The organism is Ruegeria sp. AI3 (genome assembly GCF_056541245.1).
Window position 1 is genome coordinate 646,741 of sequence record NZ_JBQFYA010000001.1, and the last position, 14,801, is coordinate 661,541.

Annotated in this window: 13 protein-coding genes; 8 read left to right on the forward strand and 5 right to left on the reverse strand. The window is 59.9% G+C overall.

What is annotated here, in order from left to right; translation table 11 throughout:
- Positions 1-4 precede the first annotated feature (4 nt).
- A complete protein-coding gene (gene dusA, locus ACRZ95_RS03200) occupies positions 5-1,012 on the reverse strand; it encodes a tRNA dihydrouridine(20/20a) synthase DusA (protein WP_170676537.1) in 1,008 nt (335 codons plus the stop codon).
- Positions 1,013-1,158: 146 nt separating this feature from the next.
- Here dusA and ACRZ95_RS03205 point away from each other — a divergent pair, with 146 nt between their 5' ends.
- Positions 1,159-3,216, forward strand: coding sequence for a CocE/NonD family hydrolase (locus ACRZ95_RS03205; RefSeq protein WP_480554501.1), 2,058 nt, complete (start codon positions 1,159-1,161; stop codon positions 3,214-3,216).
- Positions 3,217-3,248: 32 nt separating this feature from the next.
- Here the strand turns inward: ACRZ95_RS03205 and ACRZ95_RS03210 are convergent, their stop codons facing one another.
- Positions 3,249-3,860: a TetR/AcrR family transcriptional regulator gene (locus tag ACRZ95_RS03210; protein WP_170488757.1), complete on the reverse strand. Its 612-nt coding sequence runs from the start codon at positions 3,858-3,860 to the stop codon at positions 3,249-3,251.
- Between the two features lie 138 nt (positions 3,861-3,998).
- On the opposite strand from ACRZ95_RS03210, the gene ACRZ95_RS03215 reads away from it, so the two are divergent.
- The 7 genes from ACRZ95_RS03215 to ACRZ95_RS03245 all read left to right on the forward strand — a co-directional run bounded on the left by ACRZ95_RS03215 (position 3,999) and on the right by ACRZ95_RS03245 (position 12,857).
- The gene (locus ACRZ95_RS03215) at positions 3,999-4,463 is read left to right on the forward strand and encodes a (2Fe-2S)-binding protein (RefSeq protein ID WP_170374105.1); all 465 of its coding nucleotides are present in this window, start codon (positions 3,999-4,001) and stop codon (positions 4,461-4,463) included.
- Between the two features lie 3 nt (positions 4,464-4,466).
- Positions 4,467-6,653 (forward strand): xanthine dehydrogenase family protein molybdopterin-binding subunit, encoded by a 2,187-nt coding sequence (locus ACRZ95_RS03220; protein ID WP_170676541.1) that lies wholly within the window; start codon positions 4,467-4,469, stop codon positions 6,651-6,653.
- Positions 6,654-6,783: 130 nt separating this feature from the next.
- The gene (locus ACRZ95_RS03225) at positions 6,784-8,103 is read left to right on the forward strand and encodes a glutamine synthetase family protein (protein WP_170676543.1); all 1,320 of its coding nucleotides are present in this window, start codon (positions 6,784-6,786) and stop codon (positions 8,101-8,103) included.
- Positions 8,104-8,162: 59 nt separating this feature from the next.
- Positions 8,163-8,843 (forward strand): type 1 glutamine amidotransferase, encoded by a 681-nt coding sequence (locus ACRZ95_RS03230; RefSeq protein WP_170676545.1) that lies wholly within the window; start codon positions 8,163-8,165, stop codon positions 8,841-8,843.
- Positions 8,843-10,201, forward strand: a complete 1,359-nt coding sequence (locus tag ACRZ95_RS03235; RefSeq protein ID WP_170676547.1) for a glutamine synthetase family protein — start codon at positions 8,843-8,845, stop codon at positions 10,199-10,201. Before ACRZ95_RS03230 ends, ACRZ95_RS03235 begins: the two co-directional genes overlap by 1 nt.
- A gap of 20 nt (positions 10,202-10,221) precedes the next feature.
- Positions 10,222-11,526: an NAD(P)/FAD-dependent oxidoreductase gene (locus ACRZ95_RS03240; protein WP_170676710.1), complete on the forward strand. Its 1,305-nt coding sequence runs from the start codon at positions 10,222-10,224 to the stop codon at positions 11,524-11,526.
- A 116-nt stretch (positions 11,527-11,642) separates the two neighbouring features.
- Positions 11,643-12,857 carry an aminotransferase class I/II-fold pyridoxal phosphate-dependent enzyme gene (locus tag ACRZ95_RS03245; protein ID WP_170676549.1) on the forward strand — a complete coding sequence of 405 codons (1,215 nt, stop codon included), beginning with the start codon at positions 11,643-11,645 and terminating at the stop codon, positions 12,855-12,857.
- Here the strand turns inward: ACRZ95_RS03245 and ACRZ95_RS03250 are convergent.
- The 3 genes from ACRZ95_RS03250 to ACRZ95_RS03260 all read right to left on the reverse strand — a co-directional run bounded on the left by ACRZ95_RS03250 (position 12,845) and on the right by ACRZ95_RS03260 (position 14,741).
- On the reverse strand, positions 12,845-13,600 hold the full coding sequence (locus ACRZ95_RS03250) for a trypsin-like serine protease (RefSeq protein WP_170676551.1): 756 nt from the start codon (positions 13,598-13,600) through the stop codon (positions 12,845-12,847). The genes ACRZ95_RS03245 and ACRZ95_RS03250 overlap by 13 nt on opposite strands.
- A gap of 11 nt (positions 13,601-13,611) precedes the next feature.
- Complete coding sequence (gene phaR, locus ACRZ95_RS03255; RefSeq protein ID WP_170552879.1) at positions 13,612-14,160, reverse strand: polyhydroxyalkanoate synthesis repressor PhaR; 549 nt, start codon at positions 14,158-14,160, stop codon at positions 13,612-13,614.
- A 134-nt stretch (positions 14,161-14,294) separates the two neighbouring features.
- Positions 14,295-14,741 carry a phasin family protein gene (locus ACRZ95_RS03260; protein ID WP_170374114.1) on the reverse strand — a complete coding sequence of 149 codons (447 nt, stop codon included), beginning with the start codon at positions 14,739-14,741 and terminating at the stop codon, positions 14,295-14,297.
- Positions 14,742-14,801 lie beyond the last annotated feature (60 nt).

Consider the following 14,801-nt stretch of genomic DNA (forward strand, 5'->3'; position numbering starts at 1 on the left):
TCGTTCAAACCTCGGCCAGAGGCGCCACGTGATCGAGCGCCTTCAGCATCACTTCGGGCCCTGCCCCATCCCGCACCGCCCCTTCTGACAGCGCGCGCCGCCAAGCCCGTGCGCCGGGGCGACCGGCAAAGAGGCCAAGCATATGCCGCGTGATCTGGTGCAAACGCCCTCCGTTGACAAGGTGCTGCTCGATATAGGGCACCATTTGCCGGGCCACTTCGATCGGGTCCCGAGCGTTGCCGCTCTGGTAAATTCGCATATCCGCTTCGGAGAGGATGTCAGAAGGCTGATGATAGGCCGCCCGTCCAATCATCACCCCGTCCAGCCCGGCCTCCAGATGCGTCTGCGCCTCGTCCAACGAGGTGATGCCGCCATTGATCGAAATGTGAAGATCCGCGAAATCAGCCTTCATCTGATGAACGAGGTCATAGTCGAGCGGAGGGATATCGCGGTTCTCTTTCGGGCTGAGCCCCTGTAGCCACGCCTTGCGCGCGTGGATCGTCACCCGTCGGCACCCGGCCTGCTGTATCTTGTCCAGAAAGTCCGGCAGCACGTCGCGCGGTTCCTGATCATCCACGCCAATCCGGCATTTGACGGTCACATCGACCGAGACGGCCGCACGCATGGCGGCCACGCAGTCGGCGACACGCGCGGGGTCTTTCATCAACACAGCCCCAAACGTGCCCGATTGCACCCGATCCGAGGGGCAGCCGCAATTCAGGTTGATCTCATCATACCCAGCTTCGGCCCCAAGCCGCGCGGCCTGCGCCAGTTCCTCTGGGTCCGAGCCGCCAAGCTGCAATGCAACGGGATGTTCCTGTGGGCTATAGTCTAGCAGATGCAGCGCCCCACCACGCACCAGCGCGGGCGCAGTGACCATCTCGGTGTAAAGCAGCGTCTGCTCACTCAGCAGCCGATGCAGAAACCGGCAATGGCGGTCGGTCCAGTCCATCATGGGTGCCACGCTTAAACGCGCTGCTCGGTCCAAGTTTTTCACGTTTTTCTCTGTCACCTGACAAATCCCGGTCTGTGCCTGCGTGTGGCTATCACAGCGGAACGGCAAACTTGAGTCACATTTTGCAGCCCGAAGCCTCCTATTCGCTTGCGCGCTGAACGGGTTGTGCGTTTCATACGACCAAAAGCGGCGACGCGACGAACGTGCTTGAGAGAAACGCAAGCCAAAACAACAGGAAGGACCCGGCCATGAACAGCGTAGAGGTGATCGAAACCGTCTGGATTCCGATGCCCGATGGCACGCAATTGGCCGCGCGTTTGTGGTTACCACCCAATGCGCGTGAGAATCCTGTCCCCTGTCTGCTAGAGTACATCCCCTATCGTCGCCGAGATCGCACGCGCCTGCGCGATGAAACCATGCATCCGCGCTTTGCCGAGGCGGGCTATGCCTCCATCCGGGTCGATATTCGCGGCAACGGCGATAGCGGTGGGCTGGCCGAGGATGAATACTCGCACCAGGAAACGCAGGACGGCGTTGATGTCATCGCGTGGCTGGCCGAACAGCCGTGGTGCGACGGCAATGTCGGTATGTTTGGCAAAAGCTGGGGGGCCTACAACTCATTTCAGGTGGCCGCCAAACGCCCCCCTGCGCTGAAAGCAATCGCGCCGGTGATGGGCTGCGACGACCGCTGGCGCGAAGACATCCATTTCTACGGAGGCGTCCTGGCCGGCGACAATTTCTGGTGGGGATCGATCATGCAATTGCTGAACGCCTTCCCTCCGGACCCCGAAATCGTGGGCGAGGACAAGTGGCGCGACCTCTGGCGTGAACGCCTTGAGGCGATGGAGTTCTGGCCCGCCATGTGGCTGGAACATCAGACCCATGACGAGATGTGGCGACGTGGCTCGATCTGCGAGGACTATGACGCAGTCAATGTGCCCGTCTATTATTTCGGCGGCTGGGCAGACCTGTATCGCGACACGCCGTTCCGTATTTCGGAACAGCTGAATGTGCCGGTCAAGGTGATGATGGGCCCGTGGTCGCATCTCTACCCGCATGAAGGAAAGCCCACCCCTCAGGTCGATTTCATCGCCGAGGTTCTGCGGTTCTGGGACTATTGGCTGAAGGGGATCGACACCGGGATCGAGGAGGAGCCACCGCTGCACCTATACATGATGGACAGCATGCGCCCCGCTGGAACGCAAACGCACCGCCCCGGGCGCTGGGTCGAGGAGCCCAGTTGGCCCTCGCCCAATGTTTCGAGTGAAACCTATTGGCTGAACGCGGGGTCGCTCGACGCACAGGCGCAAACAGGCGCGCCGATGCAGATCACCTCTCCGCAGACGTTCGGCTCGGCCGGTGGGGTCATGTGTTCTTTCGGTATTCCGGGCGATTTGCCTCTGGATTGTCGGATCGACGCCGCTGGGGCGATGGTGTTCCGCAGTGACACGCTGGAGTCATCGGTGGACATTCTGGGCCAACCTGAAATCGCGTTGCAGGTCAGTGTCGACCAACCTCAGGCCTTTGTCGCGGCCTTGCTGATTGATGAAGCCCCCGACGGCGCGCAGACCCTGATCTCACGCGGGTTCTTTAACCTGATGCACCGCGAAAGTGACACAGAACCAACCCCGGTCGTGCCAGGAGAAGAGATGGAGATCTCGATCCAGTTGCACGCCATCGGCTACAACGTTCCTGTCGGTCACCGGATCATGGTGCAGCTTGCGACCGCCTATTGGCCCATCTTGTGGCCCGCCCCGAATCCGGTTTGCGCGACTGTCGTGCCCGGCTCCTCGGCCTTGTCGTTGCCCGTTCGCACAAATGCGCCGGATGCGCCGACCCCTCGGGACCTTCCGGTTCCGGCCCCGGGTTCGGTACCCGAGACCTCGACCAGAGGTCAGGGCGGGTCCGAGACGACGCTGACTCGAGACACCCACACTGGCAGACTGACGGAACGTGTCTTCATCGGTGGCGGCGTCATGGGGCCGTCGTCAAAGAAGGTGCTGGAAACAGGGACCGAGATTTCCGACATGTCCGAGCGGATTTACTCCATCCTGCCCGATGACCCCCTATCCGCGATCGCGACCATGCGGCAGGAAACCCGCTTTGAGCGTGGCGATTGGGATGCACGTATCAAGACCTGGTCTCAGCAGACGGCCACGGCAACCGATTTCGTGTTGAACGCCACGGTCGAATGCTGGGACGGAGACTCGCTGTTCTTCAAAACGGAATGGAATCACGTGATCCCGCGCAACGGCATGTAGGGGCCGGTTTGTCCGCCGTACGGCCTTGAACACTACGCAGTGTCCGGGCCGTATCTGCGCATCATCATCTCGACGCTGTTGTTGATCGTGTCCGCCATTTCCTGATGGCTGAGAACCGTGCCTGAGAACAACAGCGGCCAGAACGCCCGCGCCTTGATCAGGCCGATGAATTCACGACCGGCCTGTTCGGGGTCGTCGATCTTCAATTGCCCGTCCGCGGCGGCCTCACGCAGCATGTCGATGAACGAGGCCGTCTTGTCCAGCTTGCCCTGCGCTTGTTCGGCCAACGTAGGGTTGCGCAGGATTTCGCTGATCACCATGCGGGACATGGCCATCACATCGGGCAGCATCAGAATGCGCCCCTCGGCCCAGGCCAGCTCAGTCAGTTGTTCGCGAACATCGCGCCCTTTTTCGTACCTGATCTCAAGCACTTCCGCAAAGCGACTGGATAGTTCCGCCACGATTGAGCGGAACAGATTTTCCTTGCTTTCGAAATACTTATAAAGCGTCCGCTTGGACACCTCGGCCTGGCGCGAAATACGATCCATGCTGGCCGCCGCGAACCCCTTTTCCTGGAATTCGGCCACGGCAGCTTCGATGATCTGTGCATATTTGGACGCATTGGGTGCGCTGATCTCATTCATTCCATTGCTATAGACCCATTGACCGCGCCGGGTCAAACACTAGGTAAACGCGGGAGTTTACAGGCGCGACTTTCTGTGCCACATGTAAACCCGCCAGTTTACCGACTCAGGTAGCAAGCCAACACGGAGTGTCCCCTCATGGCCATCAATCTGAAACTGAACGGCGAGACGCATACTGTCGACGCCGAACCCGGCACGCCCCTGCTCTGGGTGATCCGGGATGAGCTGAAGCTCACCGGAACCAAATTTGGCTGCGGTGTCGCATCTTGCGGCGCCTGCACCGTGCATCTGAATGGCGAGCCCGTCCGCTCGTGTCAGACCTATATCGAAGACGTCGAAGACGCCGAGATCACCACAATCGAAGCCGTCGGTGAGGACAAGATCGGCGCAGCTGTCCAACAGGCCTGGGTCGAGCTAGACGTGGTACAGTGCGGCTACTGCCAGTCGGGTCAAGTAATGTCGGCCGTTGGCCTGCTGGCTGAGAACCCCAAGCCCAGCGCTGAAGAGATCGACGCATACATGTACGGCAATGCCTGCCGCTGTGCCACCTATCAACGTATCCGCGCCGGCATCCAGCGCGCATCTGAAATTCTGGAGGCCTGATCCATGACCATCAACACCTCTCGCCGTGGATTTCTGAAAGGCGCCGCTGCTGCTGGTGCCGTCCTGCTGGTTGGCGCGCGTCCGGATGGCGCGCTGGCGGCTGCTTCGTCCGAGACCGCTCAGTTCAACCCGTTCGTGAAGATCGACGCGGATGGCACCGTGACCGCCATCGTCAAGCACTTTGAGAAGGGTCAGGGCCCTGCGACCGGCCTACCCACGCTGATCGCCGAAGAAATCGGCCTGACGATGGACCAGATCGAATACGAATTCGCGCCCTCTGATCCCAACGTCTACAACAACCTGCTGTTCGGACCGTTCCAGGGCACGGGCGGGTCGACCGCGATGGCGAATTCGTGGTTGCAATACCGTCAGGCCGGTGCTGCCGCACGCGAGATGCTGATCAACGCGGCGGCCCAAAGCTGGGGCGTCGACGCATCGGGCATCACAATCGAAGAAGGCATTGTCAAATCCGGCGACAAGTCCGCTCCGATTGCCGAATTCGTGGCCGCAGCCGCTCAGCTGGACGCTCCGTCCGAGCCGCGCCTGAAGGACCCGTCCGAGTTCCGCCTGATCGGAAACGAAGCCGTTCGGCGTAAGGATTCGGCGATCAAGGGCAATGGTCAGGCCATGTATGCCATGGACGTTCACCTTCCCAATCAGATGATCGCCATGATCAAACGCCCTGAATCCAAAGGCGGAATTGCGCTAGGGTTTGACGATAGCGCCTCGAAAGAGGTCAAAGGCTACATCAGTGCCGCGGTTCTACCCAACCAAGCGGGTGTCGCTGTCTACGCGGAAAACACCTGGGCCGCGATTCAGGCGCGTGATGCGCTTGAGGTCGAATGGGATATGTCGGGCGCTGAAACTCGCGACTCGGATCAGATCAAGGCCGAGATCATGGACGCGCTCGATGCCGAGCCGACCTACAACGTCAACAAGGCCGATTTTGCCGCCGTCTCTGCCGCTATCGACGGCGCTGACACTGTGGTTGAGCGGACCTTCTACTTCCCGCTTCTGGCCCATGCGCCGATGGAACCGCTGAACTGCACCATCGAACAGACTGCAGAGGGCGACATTGTCCTGCATGATGGCGCGCAGATGCCGACCGGCCCACATATGGCCTACCAGCAGATATTTGAACTTCCGGCCGAGAAGATTCACATCAACACCATGCTGGCAGGCGGGTCCTTTGGACGCCGTGCGACACCTGATGCGGACTATCAGGTCGAGGCCGCGCTGGCCTTCGTGGTCACCGACCGCTCTCGCCCGGTCAAACTGGTCTGGACACGTGAAGATGACATTCGCAGCGGCTACTACCGCCCTGCCTTTGGTCACAAAGTGCGTGTTGGTCTGGATGGCGAAGGGAATATCGTCGGATGGCACCATCAAATCGCCGGTCAATCGGTCATCAAAGGTACGCCGTTTGAAGCCGTCCTGGTGCATGACGGCATCGACCACAGCTCGGTCGAAGGGGTTTCTGACAGCCCCTACGCCATCCCCGGCATGGCCGTGGGTCTGACGGATACACCGAAAGCGACGACTGTATTGTGGTGGCGTTCGGTCGGGCACACCCATACGGCCTATGCGATGGAGGCCATGATGGACCTGGCCGCCGAGGCCGCCGGTCGTGACCCGGTCGAGTTCCGCCTGGCGCATCTAAGCGATGACAGCAACGCAGATCAGGCCCGCAAAGCCGGAGTTTTGAAGCTGGCGATTGAGAAGGCCGGATGGGGCAACGCTCCAGCCGGGCGCGCGCAAGGCATCGCGGTCCACAAGTCCTTTGGCTCCTATGTGGCCGAAGTAGTCGAGGTGTCCGGCGATTTGGATAGCGGAGTTCGCATCGAAAAAGTCACCTGTGCCGTTGATTGCGGCATCGCGGTGAACCCCGATGTGGTCAAAGCACAGATCGAAGGTGGTGTCGGCTATGGCATTGGTCACGTCATGCGCGACCAGATCACGCTGACCAGCGGCGCAGTAGACCAGTTCAATTTCCCGGATTACGAGCCTCTGCGGATTGGTGACATCCAGGCGATTGACGTCCATATCGTTCCATCAGCCGCAGCGCCCACGGGCGTCGGCGAGCCGGGCACGCCTCCGTCCGCCCCGGCGCTGGCGAATGCAATCCGCGCTCTTTCGGGCGTGAAGGTTACGACCCTGCCCATGGCGGAAAACGGCGTAACCTTCGTCTGATCCTAAGAAACAGAGCGTCGGCGCAATTTGTGCCGACGCCTTTTTACTACCGCCGAAATTTGATCAAATTTCGTGACAAGGCCGTTTGGCTTCGCTACATCTCGGATAACCGAGAGGAGCTACAGCCCCAATGGACCTGAACGCCTTGCATAATTTCCGCGTTGCCGCCTGCGACCTGAACGGTCAGATGCGAGGCAAGCGCGTCCCGCCTACCTATGCCGACAAGCTGAGCAAGGGTGCCGTGCGCATGCCATTCTCGGCCTTGAACGTCGATCTATGGGGCGCGGACATCGACGGAAGCCCCCTCGTATTCGAAACCGGTGACGCCGATGGTATCCTGCTTCCGACCGAGCGCGGGCCTGTGCCAGTGCCATGGCTGGAAACCTCGACGGCCCTGGTTCCCATGAGCCTCTATGACGATGACGGCGTTCCCTTTTCAGGCGACCCGCGCCATGCGCTTGCATCCGTGCTGTCGCGCTACGCGCAGCGCGGCTGGTCAGTCGTTGCGGCGACTGAGTTGGAATTCACCCTTGTTGACGCATCCGGCCCCCAACCGTTACCGCCTCTCAACCCCATCACTGGTCGCCGCCTGACGGATGAAGCGGTTCTGTCCGTCGCCGAAATGGACGCGTTCGAGGCGTTCTTCACCGACCTCTATGACGGGTGCGCTGCAATGGACATCCCCGCACAAACCGCCATATCCGAAAGCGGTATCGGTCAATTCGAGATCAACCTCAATCATCAGGACGCCATGCGCTGCGCTGATGATACGTGGCTTTTCAAGGCTTTGACGCGCGGTTTGGCCCGAAAACACGGTTTTGCTGCGACCTTCATGTCGAAACCATATGCCGAGGACGCGGGAAACGGGATGCATGTGCATTTCTCGGTCCTGGACCAAGACGGGCGGAACATCTTCGACGATGGCGGGCCCGAGGGCACCGACCTGCTGCGCTCAGCCGTGGCCGGGTGCCTTGCTGCCATGCCTGCCAGCACTCTGATCTTTGCCCCTCATGGGAATTCATACGCGCGGCTTGTGCCCAGCGCTCATGCCCCCACCGGTGCAAGCTGGGCCTATGAGAACAGAACCGCCGCCATACGCATTCCGGGCGGTGCCCCCGTGGCCCGACGTATCGAACACCGCGTGGCTGGCGGCGACATCAACCCTTACCTGATGCTGAGTGCCGTTCTGGGCGCGGCACTGGTCGGCATCGAGGACGGCATGGTGCCCCCCGCCCCGATCTCGGGCAATGCTTATGAAATTGACGGTCTGCCTCAGCTTGCTGGCGACTGGTCCGCCGCCATCGACCTGTTCGAGAGCTACCCGATCATTGCCCGGCTTTTCCCATCGGAATTGATCCGCAATCTGTCGATGACCAAACGGCAGGAAATTGCACGTTTTGCAGACCGCCCGGAGGACGAACACTGGCTAAGCTATCTCGAGGCCGTGTGACCCCCTTGCCCGAAGGCCCGCTCTCGGGTATTTCTGAATTTGATCAAATTCGGTGACTTATGAAAATCGGCATTCTACAAACTGGCCACACCCCTGATGCGCTCATGCAGGATTTCGGGGACTATGACTCTTTGTTTCCGGCGTTGCTGGACGGACATGGGTTTGAATTCAAAACCTTCGCAGTCGTTGACGGGATCTTCCCAGACAGCGCAGAAGACGCAGATGGCTGGCTGATCACAGGCTCTCGCTACGGGGCCTATGAGGACCTGCCATGGATTCCCCCGCTTGAGGACCTGATCCGCCAAATTCACCAAAGCGGCAAGCCGCTGGTGGGTGTCTGCTTTGGTCACCAGATCATCGCGCAGGCGCTGGGCGGCAAGGTCGAAAAATACCAAGGTGGTTGGTCGGTTGGACGTACTGAATATGACTTTGATGGCGACAACGTCTGGCTAAACGCATGGCATCAGGATCAGGTCGTGGACGTGCCGGACGGGGCCGAGGTGATCGGCAGCAATGACTTCTGCCAAAACGCCATGCTGCGCTATGGTGACCAGATCTGGACCGTGCAGGCGCATCCTGAATTTTCCAACGATTTCGTCTCGGGCCTGATGCGCACGCGCGGCAAAGGGTTGGTGCCTGATGACCTCATGCAAGCCGCGGCGAACAGACAAACAGCACCAGACCATAATGCCCGGATCGCGCAGATCATGGCGGATTTTCTGAAGAAAGCGAGGGCCTGATGGCCGATTGGACAGACGCAGCACCGCAGGCCGCACAAGACTATATCGCCGGACATCGGCTGGATGAGGTCGAGTGCATAATCTCGGACCTGCCGGGCATTGCCCGCGGCAAGGCCGTTCCCGCATCGAAATTCGCGCGGCAATCCTATTTCCACCTGCCTGACAGTATCTTCTACCAGACGATCACGGGCGGCTGGGGTGAAGCCGCGGGTGAGGACGGATTCATTGAACGCGACATGATCCTGAAACCGGATTTCTCGACCACATCGGCGGCGCCTTGGACTGGCGACTGGACGCTGCAGGTGATCCACGACGCCTATGACCGCGACGACAACCCGATCCCCTACAGCCCGCGCAACGTGCTGAAACGTGTTGTGCAGCTCTATCACGACAAGGGCTGGAAGCCGGTGGTCGCCCCGGAGATGGAGTTCTTTCTGGTCGCCCGCAACGTTGACCCGGCGCAGTCGATTGAGCCGATGATGGGCCGCTCGGGCCGTCCTGCCGCCGCGCGTCAGGCCTATTCCATGACGGCCGTGGACGAATTCGGTCCGGTGATCGACGACATTTATGATTTCGCCGAACATCAGGGGTTCGAGATCGACGGGATCACCCAAGAAGGCGGCGCAGGCCAGCTTGAGATCAACCTGCGCCACGGCAATCCGGTGAAGCTGGCGGATGAAGTCTTCTACTTCAAACGCCTGATCCGCGAGGCCGCGCTGCGCCACAATTGCTTCGCGACCTTCATGGCGAAACCGATCGAGGATGAGCCGGGATCGGCCATGCACATCCACCATTCGATCATCGACATAGCGACCGGCCAGAACATCTTCTCCGGTCCGCAAGGAGGTGAGACGGACGCGTTTTATCACTTCATCGCGGGCCTGCAGACCCACCTGCCCGCCGGTCTTGCCGTGATGGCGCCGTATGTGAACTCTTACCGTCGCTATGTGAAAGACCATGCCGCGCCGATCAATCTGGAATGGGCGCGGGACAATCGCACCACGGGTATCCGGGTGCCGCTGTCCGGCCCTGAAGCACGACGCGTGGAGAACCGTATCGCTGGAATGGACTGCAACCCGTATCTCGGGATCGCGTTGTCACTGGCCTGTGGTTATCTGGGTCTGGTCCAACAGGAACGCCCCCGCCGGCAGTTCTACGGTGACGCCTATGAGGGCGAAGGGGATATCCCGCAGGTGATGGGGAATGCTCTGGACCTGTTCGACGGAGCCACGGAGCTGCATGAGATACTGGGCCCTGAATTCGCCCGCGTCTATGGCATCGTGAAACGGGCCGAGTACGAAGAGTTCCTGCAGGTGATCTCTCCGTGGGAGCGGGAACATCTCTTGCTGAACGTCTGAGCCTTTTGGGGTCACCAGAGATGAACCTTCTCTATTCCAACGATAGCAAAGCCGAGTATCCGGCAAGCTGGTATGCCGCGACAGCCAATCCGCTCGCGCGTTTTCCTGAGTTCAAAGGCGAAACGCGCGCCGATGTTTGCATCGTCGGCGGCGGTTATACGGGTTTGTCGGCTGCGCTGCATCTGGCCGAGGCCGGGATGGACGTTGTCCTGCTTGAGGCACACCGAGTGGGCTTCGGCGCATCAGGCCGCAATGGCGGCCAGTTGGGCAGCGCCCAGCGCATGGACCAGGAGGATCTGGAGCGGCTCGTCGGACAGGACGACGCCACCAAGCTTTGGGATCTGGCCGAGGATGCGAAAGCCTTGGTCAAATCGCTGATTAAAAAGCACAAAATTGACTGCGACCTGAAGCCTGGCATCGCCAACCTGGGCCTGTCAGCGTCCGAGCGCAGCGATCTGCACGCCCATGCCGCGCATTTGTCGGACCGCTACGGCTACGATCAGATCGAGCTGTTGGATGAAGAGGCGGGCCACGCCCTTTGCCCCTCACCCGCTTACAAGGGTGGGTATCTGGACATGGGAGCGGCGCATTTGCACCCGTTGAACTATGCGCTCGGTCTGGCCCGTGCTGTTGAGGCCGCGGGCGTGCGTATTTTCGAAGGCACCGAGGTGACAGGGATCGAACAAGGCGACCCGGCTACTGTTCTTACCGAAGGTGGGAATGTCCGCGCCCAACACGTCATTCTGGCTTGCAACGGATACCTTGGAACGCTGAACCGGCAGGTCGCGGCGCGGGTGATGCCGATCAACAACTTCATAGCCGCGACGGAGCCGCTTGGGGATGAGGCCGCACATGTACTGACGCAGGATGTCGCGGTTGCGGATACGAAATTCGTGGTGAACTACTTCCGCCTCAGCGCCGATGGGCGCCTTCTGTTTGGCGGAGGCGAAAGCTATGGCTACCGTTTCCCCTCGGATATCGCCGCCACCGTGCGCAAGCCAATGACCGAGATCTTTCCGCATCTGCGGGACGTCAGGCTCGACTACGCGTGGGGCGGCACTCTGGCGATTACAATGCGGCGGATGCCTTATCTTACGCGTGTTGCGCCGAATATCCTGTCCGCCTCTGGCTATTCCGGCCATGGCGTCGGCACCGCAACACATGCCGGTCAACTGATGGCATTGGCCATCCAAGGGCAGGCCGAAGGGTTCGATACAATGGCCCGTGTCCCGGCCCTGCCCTTTCCCGGTGGTCCGGCCCTGCGCAGCCCTCTGCTGGTGCTGGCGATGACATGGTACGCGATGCGGGATCGGCTGGGGATCTAGCCCCCGTTTTCCATACGACAATTTGGTGAAATTTTGCCGATCTTGCGATTGGGGGCTTGGCACGGGCGGGATGCTTGATTTAATAAAGTGAAAGTTAGAATTCGGGAAAACCAAATATGACGCTGCCACCCAACGTTCATGACGCCGAACCCATCCCCGCCGCCGCACGAGACGCAATTGACGCCCTGATGCAGTCAGGCGACCTGTTTCGTTACACCGCGCCGCAGGACGCGCCGGTCTCTTTGCTGGAATCCGAGTTCGCCACACTACTAGGCACGAAATACGCATTGGCTGTTTCCTCCTGCTCGGCCGCTCTGTTTCTGTCGCTGAAGGCACTGGGCCTACCGCGGGATGCGCGGGTTCTGATCCCAGGCTTCACATTTGCAGCCGTACCATCTTCGGTCGTGCATGCGGATTGCGTTCCGGTTCTGTGCGAAGTTGGTCCGAACTACCGCATCGACATGGCTGATTTCGAGGCCAAGCTGGACGATGTGCAGGCGGTCATCATTAGCCATATGCGCGGCCATACCTCGGACATGGATGCGATCATGGCGCTGTGCGACGCGCGCGATATCCCGGTGATCGAAGATGCCGCCCATTCGCTGGGCACGACCTGGCATGGGCGCAACATTGGCACCATCGGCAAAATTGGCTGCTTCTCGTTCCAGTCCTACAAGATGATCAACGCCGGCGAAGGTGGCATTTTGATCACCGACGACGCCGATCTGGTGGCCCGCACCGTGATCATGTCAGGGGCCTATGAGCATAACTGGAAGAAGCACAAAACTCCGCATGGCGACAACTCACCTGAGTTGGAGCAGGCCTTTGCCCGCTGGCAGAACAAACTGCCGCTATATAACTTGCGGATGAGCAACCTCAGCGCCGCAGTGATCCGCCCTCAGATTCCAGAACTGGCGCGCCGCGTGCGCGATGGGCTGGCGAACCACGATTATGTGGCGGAACGTCTGAACAGCTCGGACTATATCGACGTCCCTGCCCCGCTTTCGCCCGAACGTCGTGCGCCGGATTCGATTCAGTTCAATCTGGTCGGCATGGATGAGGATGAAATCCGCGCCTTTGCCGCCGCATCCGAGGCGCGCGGCGTCAAAGTTCAGGTCTTTGGCATGAGCGAAGACAATGCCCGCGCCTTCTGGAACTGGCAGTTCCTGCCTGAGCAATTCGAACTGCCGCAAACACGTGCCATGCTGATGACAGCCTGTGACGTGCGCCTGCCCGTGCGCCTGACGCGTGAGGAACTGGACGTGATCGCCGATATCTTGCTGGCCTCGGTCGGTGAGGTGATTGGCCCTGTCCCCGCTTACGGTACCTGAACTCCGAGCACTGAGACGAACAACGCATCGATCCCTTCGGGGGTCGGTGCGATGCGGGACAAGATAGCAGCCACCCGCAGCCCGCCCGAGGTATTCACCAAAAGCGGTGCGCCGGAATCCCCCATCATCACCGGGCAGATCCCATGCAGCATTTGGCCTGCATATATACGCATGGGGCAAGTCTCTGTCTGGCTCAGGACATGAGGTCTTAGCCCCGGATAGCCCGCGACGAAACCCGCCTCGACCTCTTGATCTGCCGGTTTCACGAAACCGACCTCGGCCCCGATCGGAGCGTCCAGCACCAGAATGGCCCAGTCCAATTCGGGTTGATCGGAGAAGCTGGCCGATACGTCTTGACCTGCAGGCAAGATATAGTCATCGGCTCGCGCAACCGAGACCGCCTCGCCCCGCTGGTACCCGGCAGCAAATCGAATACTCTCGGGTGGTATCCAGCGTTTGCGTGATCGATTGTAGAGACAATGCGCCGCCGTCAACACATGGTTTTCCGAGATCAGAACGCCCGTACAATGAGATCGTTGGTCCCGCCCTGCGTAGTTGACGCGACCAATCGCGCGCCAAGGGGCCTCGGACGCATCGAGTATCTCACGCGCCCGGATATCCTGACATCCGGCAGAGGTATCTGTCCCCAACCGACAGACTGCCGACCAGTTTTCAGAGAACTGCCCCTCGGCCCAAACGGCTTGCGACCAAAGAATGGCGATACACAGGACCAGCCAGCGCATCGCTTATGCCTCTAGTTCAGTTTCGAAAGCTTCTGCTGCAACTCGGCCAATTGCTTTTTGATGTCGTCCAGGTCCTCTTTTGGTTCGGACTCATCCTCTTTATCCGGGCCTGACCAGTTGCCGGACAACCCGCCGGTCATCGCCTTGAGGAACGCCTGTTGCTGCGCCTGCATCGCCTCGAATCCCGGCATCTGAGACATCGGGTTCATGGCGTTCATGTTCTCCATCATCTTGCTTTGGCTTTCGCGCAGCATGTCGAACGAGCTTTGTAGGAATTGCGGCATCATGCCCCCACCCGGCACCATGTAGCTGCGCACCAGATCGTTCAGGACATTCACCGGCAGGACGTTCTCGCCCCGGCTTTCATGTTCGGCAATGATTTGCAAAAGGTACTGGCGGGTCAGGTCATCGCCCGTCTTCAGATCAATGATCTGAACTTCGCGCCCGTCGCGGATGAACCCCGCAATATCTTCGAGCGTCACGTAATCGCTGGTCTCAGTGTTATACAGCCGACGGCTGGCATAGCGCTTGATCAACAGCGGTTTTTCTTTGTCCGACACCTTGTACCCTCCCCAAGGATGATGCGTTGCAGCAGAGGTTATGCGACTGCAGCACAAAAAGAAAGGGCAGGTCAATCGACCTGCCCAACGCGATGGCACCTATAGGGAGGATAAGATGCTCGTCGCGGACGTTCTTACTTGGCAGCTGCGGCTTTCTTGGCAGCAGTCGTCACCTCAGAAGTCGCTTTCTTGACAGCTGCGGTTGCTTCTTCAGCAGCGTCTTTGCCAGCAGCCATCAGCAGCTCAACGGTTTCCGACTGAACTTTTTTCGCGATTTCAGCGAAAGCAGCCAGGTTTTCAGCAGCAACTTCAGCCGACGCGCTTGCGAAGTCGGTTGCAGCTTTTGCGTAGTCAGCAGGCTCGGCCTTTGCTTTCGACATCTCGGTCAGCTTGGCCAGGGTGTCCTTGGTCCATTTGTTCGAGATTTCAGCCGATTTCTCAGCCGCGTCCAGAGCAACGCCCGACAGCTTTTCGTTCAGCGCTGCGGTCGATTTGAAGGCACCTTCCATTGCGGTGGTGTCTACCGGAAACGCGCCCATGACGTCTTTCATGATCGCGGTGAAGTCTTGGGTCTTTGCCATTGTCCTAATCCTTTTCACCGAACCGGGCCCACCCCGGTTTCCATCGGCTTGAGGACAATA